The 12,783-nt window shown below is 73.8% G+C and carries 3 protein-coding genes; all 3 read right to left on the reverse strand.

The features are described from left to right. Nucleotides 1-3 precede the first annotated feature (3 nt). A complete protein-coding gene (locus AB0M59_RS01045; protein WP_364606473.1) occupies nt 4-8,517 on the reverse strand; it encodes an amino acid adenylation domain-containing protein in 8,514 nt (2,837 codons plus the stop codon). Further along, on the reverse strand, nt 8,514-12,305 hold the full coding sequence (locus AB0M59_RS01050; protein ID WP_364606476.1) for an amino acid adenylation domain-containing protein: 3,792 nt from the start codon (nt 12,303-12,305) through the stop codon (nt 8,514-8,516). Before AB0M59_RS01050 ends, AB0M59_RS01045 begins: the two co-directional genes overlap by 4 nt. 224 nt (nt 12,306-12,529) lie before the next feature. After that, the gene (locus AB0M59_RS01055) at nt 12,530-12,685 is read right to left on the reverse strand and encodes a hypothetical protein (protein ID WP_364606479.1); all 156 of its coding nucleotides are present in this window, start codon (nt 12,683-12,685) and stop codon (nt 12,530-12,532) included. Nucleotides 12,686-12,783: the final 98 nt, after the last annotated feature.

Genomic DNA, 12,783 nt, shown 5'->3' on the forward strand with positions numbered 1-12,783 from the left:
TCCTTACGGTGTCGGGTTCTCGATGGCCGCGGCCACGGCGGTGACGTGGGGTGCACGCACGATGCCGTAGTGGGTGGCGGGCAGTTCGTGCCAGTGGCTCGGTTCGGGCAGGAGGGCTCGCCAGCCGTCGCGATCCGTCACGGGCAAGCCGGGTTCGGGTTCGGCGGCGAGCCAGACGTGGCTGGGTGTCGCGTCCAACCGGGGAAGCTCGTGCCCGGCCATGCTGCGCAGGTTGGCCCGGCACGCGCGGGCGAGCCGCCGGGCGTGCTCGCCCGCGGTGCCGTCGGAGGCGCCCAGTTCGCGCTCGAACACCGTCTCCAGCTGCGCGTCGCTGTAGTCCGCGGCGCTCGCGCCGGGCGGCGGCGGGTCGATGAGGTGCAGCGCCCGCACCGGGTTCCCGGCCGCCTCGGCTTCGGCGGCCATGCCCGTCGCCACCCAGGCGCCGAACGACCACCCGGCGAGTTGCCAGGTGTGGCCGGGGAACAGCTTTTCGAGAGCCGAGTGGTAGCGGCGGGCCCGGTCCGCCACCGGCCAGCCGGGCGGTTCCGGGCGGCTCAGCGCCGGGTCGGCGATCACGCAGACCCCGAGTGCCGGGTCCAAAGCCTCGACGAGCGGGCGGTAGGCGTGGACGTCCCCGCCGACCGGGTGCACGAGGCACACGACTTCTTGCCGAGTCCCTTCGCGCCACACTTGCACCACTACTTCGCCGGCGTCGCCGGCTTCGGAGAGCTTCGCCAGCAAGGCGGCCATCGTCACCTCGGGGCCGAGCCAGGCGAGGTCGAGGTCGACGCCGTAGAGGCGTTTCACCGAGTCGACGACGTCCAGCAGCGTCAGGGAGTCGGCGCCGAGGTCGTAGAGCGGCACGTCGGGGTCCAGTTCGGCGACGCCGAGCAGGGCGCGCACCTCTTCCGTCAGGTCCGCTTCGGCCGGTTTTGCCGTGGCCGGGGCGGTGTCGCGCTCGTGGAACGTGCGCGCGGTCTCGAGGCCGGTCGTCGCGACCAGCAGCTGCGGCAGCCCGGAGCCCAGTGCGCGGGCGAACGTGCGGCGGCCCTCCTCGACGCTCAGGCCGACCGCCAGGTGCGCCTGGTGCCGGGCGTCGGTTTCCAAGGCTGTGACGGCCATTCCGGTGTCGCGCCAGACGTCCCAGCCGATCGAGAGCCGGGCGGTCGGGCCGTCGCGGTGGGCGAGCGCGTCGAGGAACCCGTTGGCGGCGGCGTAGTCCAGCTGGCCGGTGCCGCCGAACCGCGCGGACAACGACGAGCAGTAGACGGCGAACGCGGGCCGGTGACGTTCGACGAGCCGCTCGGTGAGGAGCGCGCCGGCGAGCTTGACGGACTGCGTGCCTTCGCCGCGGGTGGCGATGAGGCCGCCGCCGGGAACCCCGGCCGCGTGCACGATCCCGGCGAGGGGTGCGCCGATGCGGGCGTCGACCTCGTCCGCGGTGATCTTCGTGAGGTCGGCGGCGAGCAGGTCGACGCGGTCCGCCCACGGCTTGAGCGCTTCGGGCAGGTGGGGGTCGCGCGCCAGCAGCACGACCCGGCCGGTCGTGCGGACGAGCAGTTCTTCGGCGACGGCGGTCCCGATGCCGCCGGTGCCGCCGAGGACGAGGTGGGTCCCGTCGGTCTCCACCGGCTCGCCGGCGTGGACCGGTGCGCTCTCCTGCGCCCACCAGAACCCGGCCCTGAGTGCGACGCGCTCGGGCGGGGGCGGCCCGGTGAGCAGGTCGGCGAGCGGGTCCAGGCCGGGGCCGGGCAGGTCGGCCCAGTGGCCGGGCACGCCGCTTTCCTGCGGGCCGACGGCGGTGATCCCGGCGAGCAGCCCGGCTTCGGGACGCGTGACGGCGGTGGTCGCGGGCGCGGCCCCGGCGGACACCCACCAAGTCCGGAGTGGACGGTCGTGGGCGGCCCGCAGGAGCGCCGCGGGGGTGTCGAGGCAGGCCCAGCTCGCGTGGGTTACCGACTTCTCGTCGACGGGCCCGGTGATGCCGAGGGGGAGGGTGTGGATCCAGTCGATTTCCCTGTCCGGCAGGGCATCCAGGACTTGGCGGAGGTCCGCGGTGTCGGCCGGGTCGGCTTCGAAGGTGTCGGGGCCGAGGCGGGCGAAGGTGCCGCCGGCGTGGACCCGCACGACGCGCGGATAGGCGGCGTCGAGAGCGGGCGCGGTGAGCGGGCCTTCGCCGGAGATGACGAGGACGCGATCGGTGCGGGTGGCGGCGGTGGTGGCCCGGCGGAGCCGGACCCAGGTGGGCTGGTGCAGCCACTCGGCTTCGGGCAGCCGCGTGACGGCGGCCCGGCGCGGGAAGTCGAAGTCGCGGGCGGCGAAGGCGGGCGGCGGGAAGTCCCACGGCGCGGGGGCGGGGGAGTGGCCCCAGTCGACGGAGGCGCCGGCCAGCCAGGCGGCCGCCAGTTCGGGAGCGGCACTTTCACGGGAAAGTGCCGGGTCGGCCACCTCCTGCGAGTTCGCCGCGGCAGGGGTCGTGTCGGCGGAGACAGTGGCCGGGCGCTCGGCCACCTCCCGCGGCTCGGCCGCGCGCAGCCACTCGACCGCCGCGGCCGCGTCTTCGCACGCCGCCGCCAGGCGCCAGCGGGCTTCCGGGCGGCCCGATTGCAGGTGCCGGAGAACGTCCACATAGGACTCGGGATGCGCGGACAAGTACTCCGCCACCCGAGCCGCCTCGAGACGCAGCGCCGAGGCGCTGCGAGCCGAAAGCACCAGGCACCGCACAGGATCCGCGCGCGAGGGCGACACCGGGCGGACCGACTCCAGCACCACGTGGGCGTTCGTCCCGCCGATGCCGAAGCTGCTCACCCCGGCCACCCGCGGCCCCGCGGGCCACGGCTCGGCCCGCGTCGGTACCCGGAACGGGCCCAGGTCCAGCGCCGGGTTGGGCGCGCGGAAATCGACCGTCGGCGGGAGCACCCCGTGGTGGACCGCCAGGGTCGCCCGGATCAGGCCCACCACCCCCGCCGCCGCGCCAAGGTGGCCGATCTGGCTCTTCACCGAGGACAACGCACAGCCCGTCGAATCGGGCATCGCCTCGCGCAGGGCCGCGACCTCGATCGGGTCGCCGAGGCGGGTCCCGGTCCCGTGCGTCTCCACGTACCCGACGTCGGCGCCGGAACGCCCGGATCGCCGAAGCGCGGCCCGGATCGCCGAGCGCTGCCCGGCCGGCGACGGTGCGCTGTAGCCCTGCTTCACCGCGCCGTCGTTGGTCAGCGCCGAGCCCGTGATCACCGAGTACACCGTGTCGCCGTCACGACGGGCCGCCGAAAGCGGCTTCAGCACCACCACGCCGACGCCGCTGCCGCCCACCGTGCCGTCCGCGTCGTCGCTGAACGGGCGGCAGTGCCCGTCCGCCGAGAAGATGTGCTGCGGCCGGTACCGGTACCCCTCGGCCAGGGTGACGTCGACGAGCACCCCGCCCGCCAGCATCACGTCCGCCTCGCCGCCGCGCAGCATCCCGGCGGCCTGGTGGACGGCGACCAGCGAGCTGGAGCACGCCGTCTGGGTCGTCAGCGCCGGACCGGTCAGGTCGAGGTGGTAGGCGATCTTCGTGGCCAGGAAGTCCTTCTCGTGGTGCAGGGCGAGCTGGAAGCCGTCCGGCAGCGCGGCCGGGTCGGCCTCGCGCAGCATCTGCCGGAAGTACGTGTCTTCGCCGCAGCCCGCGATCAGCCCGACGCGACCCGCTGCCCCGCCGGCGTGGGAAAGGGCTTCGACGCAGGCCATCAACAGCTGCCGCTGCTGCGGGTCCATCAGCGCCGCGTCGCGGTGGCTGATCCCGAAGTGCTCCGGGTCGAACGCCAGCGGGTCGTCCAAGAGGCTGCGCGCACCGACCAGGCCCTCGGCGGCGGGGAACTCCTCGATGCCCCGGCGGCCGGAAACGACCAGGTCCCAGAACGCCGCCAGGTCCGGTGCGCCGGGCAGCCGCACCGCCATGCCGACGACGGCCACCGGTTCGTCAGTAGCCGCCTCGGAGGAGGTCCGGGCCGGGGCCGGGCCGCTTTCGAGGTGCCGCGTCAGGTCCCGGAGCGTGACGTGCTCGAAGAGGTCGGCCGCGGTGAACCGATAGCCCGCCTCCGCACAACGCAAGTGGAACCGCATCAGCGAAAGACTCGTGGCGCCGGCGGCGAAGAACGTCTCGTCGGGACCGATCGGCGCGCCGGTCACCTCCTCGAACAGCGCCGCCAGCTCGCTCGACGGCCGCGTGGACGTCCGCAGCAGATCCTCTCCCGGGGTGAGGGAAGCGGCGTCCCGGTCGAGCTTCCCGCTGGGCGTGCGCGGCAGGGCGGCGACGACGCGGAAGCGGTCGACCCGCGCGTGCGGTGGCAGCAGCGGGGCGAGGTGGTCCGCGAGCTCCGCCGCCGAAGGCGTCCGGCGGCACTCCAGGAACGCGGTCAGCCGGTCGTCCTCGGCCGCGACGACCGCGTTGACGACGTCCGGGTGCCGCAGCAGCGCCGCTTCGACCTGCCCCAGTTCGAGACGGTGCCCGCTGAGCTTGACCTGCCGGTCGGCCCGGCCGTCGAAGTGCAGCAGCCCGGCGCGGTCGAAGTGCGCGAGGTCGCCGCTGCGGTAGTACAGCTCGGGCAGTTCGGCGAACTTCTCCGAAGCCGCTTCGTCGAGGTAGCACCGGTTCGCCGCGAGACCACCGATGAGCAACTCGCCGACTTGCCCCGGCGGCAGAGGCGCACCCGACGCGTCGGCGACCCGCAGGACCGCGTTCGCCACCGGACGGCCGATGGCGGGCCGATCGGGCCAGCCTGCCGGGTCGCCGTCGAGGGTCAGCGCGCTGACGACGTGGGTCTCGGTCGGGCCGTAGTGGTTGTGCAGGCGCGCGCCGGGAAGCCCGGCGAACCAGCGGCGGATCGCCGGCGTGCACACCAGCTGCTCGCCGGCGGTGATCACGTCGCGCAGCCGCGACGGGTACCGCCCGAGCCGGACGCCGTGCTCGGCGAGCAGCTGCAGGGCGACGTACGGCAGGAAGATCCGCTCGATGGCCGCGTTTTCCAGCTGCGCCAGCAGGGCCGGGACGTCGTGGCGCCACTCCGGGCGGACCAGGTGCAGCCGGCCGCCGCCGCACAGCGTCGTGAAGATCTCCTGGAACGACACGTCGAACGACAGCATCGAGAACTGCTGGGTCGCCGCGGGCGGCGCGTCCTGCCACTGCAGCAGGTTGGCCAGGGTACGGTCCGGGACGCGCACGCCCTTGGGCACGCCGGTCGAGCCCGAGGTGAACAGCGTGTAGAGCGGCCGCCCGGTGTGCCGGGCCGGGACGTCCGGCGCCGGGCCGTCGGTGAGGGTGACGTACCGCCGCTCGACGTCCGTGTCGAACGTTTCACCGGGGGCGAGCAGGATGCAGCGCGGCCGGACGCGGCCGAGCATGGCTTGCAGCAGCTCCGGCGGGTACGCGGGATCCAGCGGTACGGCGGTGATGTTCAGCCGCGCCAGTGCGAGCAGCGCGACGACGTGCTCGGCCGACGGCCGGAAGTACAGCGCGACGTCGGTCGCGTCGTCGGGCAGGGTGGCGGCGAGCCGGGCCGCGTGCGCGTCCAGTTCGGCGTAAGTCAGGGTCGTGTCGCCGGTCAGCGCCGGGGCGTCGGGCGTCCGCGCGACCTGACGTGCGAAGCCGTCCGCCACGGTTTCCCACGTCAGCTCTGCCGCGGCCCCACGGCCGTGGTCGCGGCGGTACGGCTCGGCCAGCTCGGCCGGAGTCCGCGCGGTGCCGTGCAAAGCGCGGTCGAAGACGTCGCCGAGTGCCGACGCCTCGGCTTCGGTGAAGTGGCCGTCGCCGTACTCCCAGAGGCAGTCGAAGCCGTCGGCGCGTTCCACCACCGACAGCGTGAGCGCGCACTTGGCCTCGGCCGCTTCGATCCACAGTGGACTGACCGAGCAACCGGGCAGGCTCAGCGCGCCGAAGTCGGTGTTCTCCAGGACGAACAGGTAGTCGAAGGCCGCATACGCCGGGTCGAGGTCGGCGAACGCGATGTCCTGGTGGTCCAGCGCCGCCCCCGACGCTGCGCCGAGCCGGCGGAGCTGGGTGTCCAGGTCCTCGTCCGGCTCCACCGACAGCGGCAGCCGCACGGTGTTGGCGAACATCCCGACGCCGTCCTCGAACTCCCGCACCGGCCGGTTCGCCACCGGGGCGGCGATCCGCGGCCGGGTCCGCCCGGTCACCGCGTACAGGCTCCAGGCGAACACGCCGAGCAGGAGCTGGAAGCGGGTCAGGCCCAGCTCACCGGCCCACTCGTCGACGCGCTCGCGCCCGATCGTCGTGGTCCGCAGCCGCCCCGCCAGGGACGCCTCAGCGGCGGGCTCGGCATCGTCGTTCCGGGTGGTCGGCCGGTCGCGGTAGCCGGGGGAAGCGAACCACCGGGACTGCCACGCGGCGAAGTCGAACGGCGTGTGCGCGCCCGGCCGCGGCGGGCCGCCGGACAGCTCGCGGAACAGGATGTTCAACGACCAGCCGTCGACCGCGATGTGGTGCAGGCACAGCAGAAAAGTGCCGTCGGGCCGCCAAGCCACGCGCAGCAGCCGGCCCGAAGCGAGATCGAAGGGTGCCGTGAAGAAGTCGTCGCCCGGCTCGGTCCACGGGTCGTACGGTGGTTTCGCCACCTGCCGCAGGCCGTCGGGCGTCGCCTCGAACGCGGTGCGCAGCGCCGGGTGCCGCTCCACCAGGCCGCGCACGCCCCGGCGCAGGGCGTCGACGTCAGGAGAACCGCTGACGCGGAAGGCGAGCGGCACGTGGTAGGCCGTGGATTCCGGATTCCGTTGCTGCAGCAGCCAAAGACGCTGTTGTTCGCTGGTGGCCGGCGCCGTCGTCGCGGTCGTCGGTGCAACCGGCTCCGGATAATCGGCTCGCCCCGCCGCGGAGACGGCGGCGGCGAGGTCGGCGAAGGTGCCGCGCTGCACGATCGAAGGCGCGAGGTCCACGCCCCAGCGTTCCCGGATCGCGAACCGCAGCCGCAACGCCTTGAGCGAGTCGCCGCCGGACCGCAGCCACGTGTCGAGAGGCCGGGCGTCGGGGATGTCCAGGACGCCCGACACGACGTCCAGCACTTCGCGCTCCCACGGGGTCGCGGCACCGCCGGTGTCCGGCCGCCACGGCGCGAACCCGCCGGCCAGGAGCGCGGCTTCGTCGACCTTCCCGTTCGCGTTCCGGGGCAGCTCCTCGACGCGGAACACGTGCTGCGGCCGCATGTAGGCCGGCACGGTCTCGCTCAGGTGCGCCTCGAAGTCGTCGTACGAAAACTCGCCGGCCACGACGAACGCGAGCAGCTCGGCCGTGGCCGCGCGGCGCACGGCCACGTGGACCTGCCGGACGGCCGGATGCGCGAGGAGCCGCTGCTCCAGCTCGCCCGGCTCGATCCGGAACCCGCGGACCTTCACCTGCCGGTCGGTCCGCCCGGCGTAGGCGTACCGCCCGCCGGGCAGCACGCGGACCAGGTCGCCGGTGCGGTAGAACCGCGCGCGGCCCTCGTCGAGCCACGGCAGCCGGACGAACCGCTGCCCGGTCTCCGCGGGCAGGCCGCGGTAGCCGAGCGCGACCCCGGCCCCCGAGAGGTACAGCTCGGCCAGTTCGCCTTCGACGGCCACGCGCTCGTCCGCCGTCACCGCGACCGCGCCGGTGCCCGGCAGCGGGCGGCCGATCGGCACCACGTCGCCGTCGAAGCCCCGCGGAATGGCATAGCTCAGGGCGAACGTCGTCGTTTCGGTCGGGCCGTAGCCGTTCTGCAGCCGCGTCGGCGAATCCGGGTTGGCCCGGTACCAGCGGCGGATCAGCGGGGCGTTGAGCTGCTCGCCGCCGATGACGACCCGGCGCACGGTCGAGAAGCTGTCCGGCACCGTCTCGGCGACCGCGTTGAACAGCGTCGCGGTCACGAACATCGTGTCGACGCGTTCCCGGACCAGCGCGTCGGCGAACGCCCGCGGGTCCCGGACGGTGTCGTCGTCGAGGATCACGCACGTGCCGCCGGTCAGCAGCGGCACCCACACCTCGAAGCTGATCGCGTCGAACGCCGGGTTGGCCAGGCAGGCGAACCGCGTGCCGTGGTCGAGCCAGCCGGGCTCGGCGAGCCGCAGGACACCCGCGTCGCGCACCTCGACGCCCTTGGGCCGGCCGGTCGTGCCGGAGGTGTAGAAGAGGAACGACGCCGGCGCGGGCTCGGCGGGCACACCGGGTTCGACGGGCGGCAAGTCGGGAAGCTCGTCGAGGACGACGACCGCGCCCGCGTCGGCGAGGATGACGTCGCGGCGCGCGGGCGGGCTCTGGCGGTCCAGCGGCACGACCTGCGCGCCCAGGCGCAGCACGCCCAGCATCGCGAGGATCAGTTCCGCCGACCGCGGCAGGCCCACGGCGACCGCGTCACCCGGGCGAACCCCCCGGCGGGACAACGAGTCCGCGACCGCCGCGGCACCGGCGTTCAGCTCGGCGTAGGTGAGCTGACGCGGGCCGTCGGACACGGCGACGGCGTCGGGGTGCCGCAGCGCCCGGTCGTGGACGCGGCGCGCGATCGAGGTCATCGGGCCGCCGGCTCGGCGGTGCTGAGTTCTTGGGTGATCAGCTTGGCCACCAGCGGCAGCGCGTCGCTTTCGAGCATGTCCCAGTGTCCGCAGTCCGCGGGGACCACCTCGAAGTCGCCGCGAACTCGGCGGCGCCAGAACTCCGCGGTGCCCGGGATCGTGTCCTCACCGACGGCCTGCACGAACACCACCCGTGCCGCCGTCTCGCCGGGGTCGTGCTCCCGGGCGGTCAGCCGGTTGTGGTTGTACGTGCGGTGGTAGCGCTCGATCTGCGCGTCCTCGATCCCCGGGTACATCCCGTTGAAGCGGACCAGCTTTTCGCGAAACTCGGCTGCCGGCACCGGTTCGATCGCCGCCCGCGCGGCCGGGTCGTCGGTGGCGGTGGTGTCGAGCAGGACGACGCTGACACGCGGGTGGTGCGCCGCCAGCCGGCGGCCCATCTCGTAGGCGACCAGGCCGCCGTAGGAAAGTCCACAAAGGACCAAAGCTTCACCGGGTCGCGGGTCGACGAGCCGCAGGTACTCCTCGGCCATCGCCTCGACGCTCGGCAGCGGCTCTTCGCCGGGGTTGAGCCCGGGCGACTGGATGCCGACGACGCCCGCGTCCTCGGGCAGCAGGGCGCTGAGTGGCAGGTAGCAGAACGCGGTCCCGCCGGCCGGGTGCACGCAAACGATGCGAGCGCGGCCGGCGCCGCGGCGGAACTCGATCAGGCTGCCGCCTTCCGGCGGGCGGTCCGCGCGCAGCAGGGCGGCCTGCGCCTCGATGGTCGGGTGCAGGATGACGTCCCGGATCGGCAGCTCACGGCCGAACTCCGCACCGATCGCGTGGGCCAGCTTGATCGCCGAGATCGACGTACCGCCGACGTCGAAGAAGTCGTCCGAGACGCCGATCGCGGGGTGCAGCAGCAGGTCTCGCCAGATTCCGAGCAGCGCCAGCTCGACGTGGTCGCGCGGGGCGGCGGTGTTGACGGCCGCGGGTGCGCTCGCCCGGGTGTGCGCCAGCACGGCGTCGCGGTCGAGCTTGCCGCTGCGGCTCAACGGCAGCCGGTCGAACTCGGCGAACACGGACGGGATCATGTAGTCCGGCAGGCGGTCGGCCAGCGCGGCGCGCCACTCGTGCGGCGTCCGGCTCCCACCGCCCGCGATACCGGCGACGAGCCTCGGCTCACCCTCGCGGTCCACGAGCACGGCGGCTTCGCGGACGCCGGGGACGGCCAGCAGCGCGGCCGTCACCTCGCCGGGCTCGATGCGGAACCCGCGCAGCTTGATCTGGTCGTCGCGGCGGCCGGCGTACTCGGCTTCGCCGTCGGGGAGCCACCGGGCCAGGTCGCCGGTGCGGTACATCCGTTCGCCGGGTACGAACGGGTCCGGCACGAACCGCTCGGCGGTCAGCCCCGGCCGGTGCAGGTACCCGCGGGCCAGGCAGTCGCCGGCCAGGAAGACCTCGCCCGCGACGCCCGGCGGCACCGGGCGCAGCCGTTCGTCGAGCAGGTACAGCCGCGAACCGGGCAGCGGCCGCCCGATCGGCGCCGGGCGGTCCACGGGTTTCGGGTCGAAGTGGGCGGTGGCGTAGAGCGTCGCTTCGGTCGGGCCGTAGCCGAAGCAGATCCGCAGGCCGGGCAGGGCCGCGGCGAACCGGGCGAGCGCGGCGTCGGTCAGCGGTTCGACGCCGGTGAGGACCTGCCGCAGCGCGAGCCCGGCCACCCGGCCGGGGTCCTCGTCGATCCAGCGGACGTAGGCGGGCGGCAGGAACGCCTGGACCACGCGGTGCTCCCGCAGCCACGCCATCAGCGCCGCGGGGTCGGGCCGGACGTCCTCGGGCACGACGTGCAGCACGGCGCCGGTGGTCAGGGGGAGCAGCAGTTCGTGCACCGAGGCGTCGAAGCCGATGCTCGACCACGCCGACGTCGCCTCGCCGGGGGTGGCGCCGAAGCGGTCGAGCCACTGGTCGAACAGGGCGAGGACGCTGTGGTGGGTGACGGCGACGCCCTTCGGCCGCCCGGTCGACCCCGACGTGTAGATCACGTAGGCCGTCTCCCGGGGGTCCGTCGTGACCGGGGTCCGGGCCTCGGCGCCGTCGGCCTCGATGGCCGCGACGTCGTCGCTCAGCACCAGCACCGGGCGCGCGTCCTCGACCATCGCCGCCCGTCGCGCGGCCGGCTGGGCGGGGTCGAGCGGGAGGTAGGCGGCACCGGTCTTCAGCACGCCCAGCACCGCGACGACGAGGTCCGCTGACCGTCCACTGAGGACGGCCACGACGTCGCCCGGTCCGGTCCCGCGGGCGCGCAAGGCGTTGGCCAGCTTCGTGCTGCGGCGGTCCAGCTCGCCGTAGGTGAGGGTCCGGTCGTCGCAGACGAGCGCGGGGGCGTCCGGGGCCGCGTCGGCGTTTGCGGTGAACCGGTCGACGAGCCCGCCGGGGCGCCGGTGCGGGCGGGGGCCGGTGCTCCAGGCCGTGAGGATCTCGCGGCGTTCTGCTGTGTCGAGCAGCTCGTAGCTCGCGATGTCGGCGTCCGGGCGCGCCACCAGCTGTTCGAGCACCCGGACGAGGTAGCGGGCGTACCGCTGGGCGGTGGTGTGGTCGAAGAGGGCGACGGCGTGGTCGAGGTGCCCGACGACGTCGCCGTCCTCGTCGGCCAGGTTGAGCGCGAGGTCGAACTTCGCGGGGGCGAACTCGACTTCGAGGGGCTCGACGGCCACGCCGGGCAGCTCCAGGAGGTCGTGCAAGGTCGGGACCCAGGCGAACATCGTCTGGAACAGCGGGGTGTGGGCCGGGCTGCGTGGGGGTTTCACCAGCTCGACGACCCGCTCGAACGGCAGGTCGACGTGGTCGATCGCGCCGCGCAGGGCCGCGCGGACCTGCTTGAGCAGGACCGCGCCGGTGGGGGAGCCGCCCAGCTCGGCGCGCACGGCGAGGGTGTTGACGAAGAAGCCGATCGTGTCGGGGTGGTCGCCGCCTTTGCCGCGATTGGCCGTGGGCACCCCGACAACGATGTCATCTTGCGCGGAAAGCCGGGACAACAGGATGAACCAGCAGGTCAGGATGGTGGAGTAGAGCGTGACGCCGTGCTCGCGCGCCACCGCCTTCGCCTTCGCGGTCAGCTCCGGCCCGAGCGCGAGCGGCACCCGGGCGCCGCGGAAGTCCTGCCGGGCCGGGCGCGGCCGGTCGGCGGGCAGTTCCAGCACCGGCGGCACGCCGTCGAGCCGCTCCCGCCAGTACGTCTCGAGCGGCGCCGGGCCGGCGCCGGCGAGCCAGTCCTGCTGCGCCCGCGCGTGTTCGCGGTAGCGGCCGCTTTCCGGCAGGTTCGCCGGTTCACCGCTCAGTTGAGCGGCGTAGAGGATGCCCAGCTCGCGCAGCAGCAGAGTCCGGGACGAGCCGTCGAAGACGACGTGGTGGACGGTGATCAGCAGGACGTGGTCCTCGGGGCCGCCGGCCAGCAGCCGGGCCCGGGCCAGCGGGGCGCGCGTGAGGTCGAACGGCTCCAACGGGTCGGTGCGCCGCAGCTCGGCCGCTTCGCCCGGCCGTCCGGCGACATCGGTGACGGTGCACGGAAACCCGTGACCGGCGGGTTCGACGATTTGCACGGGCCTGCCGTCTTCGACGACGATCCGGGTGCGCAGGGTTTCGTGGCGGTCGGCGAGGGCGCCGAAGGCTCGTTGCAGCGCCTCGCGGTCGAGCGAACCCCGTAAGGCGAAAGCCATGGTTTCGTTGTAGGCCGGGCCGGCCCCGTCCAGCTGGGAGACGGTCCAAAGGCGCTGCTGACCGGAAGACAGCGGTGCGGACACTCGCATCGAGGACGGCCTTTCCGGGCGGGGCGCGCGAACCGGTACGGCTTTGTGCCGTCGCAGCCGAGGTCGGGGAAACGCTCTCTGTCTGTCCCGACAGTTAACACCACACCATCGGGTGATGACGAGGGGTGACAAAAGTTTGCCCGGAAGTCTCTCCGGCGGACGCGGACAGGGCCGGAAGCGACAGCTTCCGGCCCTGCACGGGGTTCTCGCGAAACGGGTTCGGCTCAGAACCAGTGCGCGCGGCCACCGATCTTGCGTCCGGTCCCGCCGAGGATCGCCAGGACGACGCCGGCGACGGCGAGCACGATGCCGATCGTGTACAGCACGGGAATGCCGACGATGAAACCGATGATGAGCAGGATGACGCCGAGGACGATCATGGTGGGGAAAGCTCCTTTTCCGGGAGAGCCGCCACCTCGGGTGTGGCGGCGGCTCGCTTCGTTCACGGGGTACCCGCGATCGCCTCGGACAAACACAC

The sequence above is a fragment of the Amycolatopsis sp. NPDC051371 genome (assembly GCF_040682155.1).
Lineage (GTDB): Bacteria > Actinomycetota > Actinomycetes > Mycobacteriales > Pseudonocardiaceae > Amycolatopsis.

Excerpts from the sequence above, each read along its gene's own strand:
- AB0M59_RS01045 (WP_364606473.1), bottom strand. The coding sequence starts at position 8,517 with ATGACCTCGATCGCGCGCCGCGTCCACGACCGGGCGCTGCGGCACCCC.
- AB0M59_RS01055 (WP_364606479.1), bottom strand. The coding sequence starts at position 12,685 with ATGATCGTCCTCGGCGTCATCCTGCTCATCATCGGTTTCATCGTCGGC.
- AB0M59_RS01050 (WP_364606476.1), bottom strand. The coding sequence starts at position 12,305 with ATGCGAGTGTCCGCACCGCTGTCTTCCGGTCAGCAGCGCCTTTGGACC.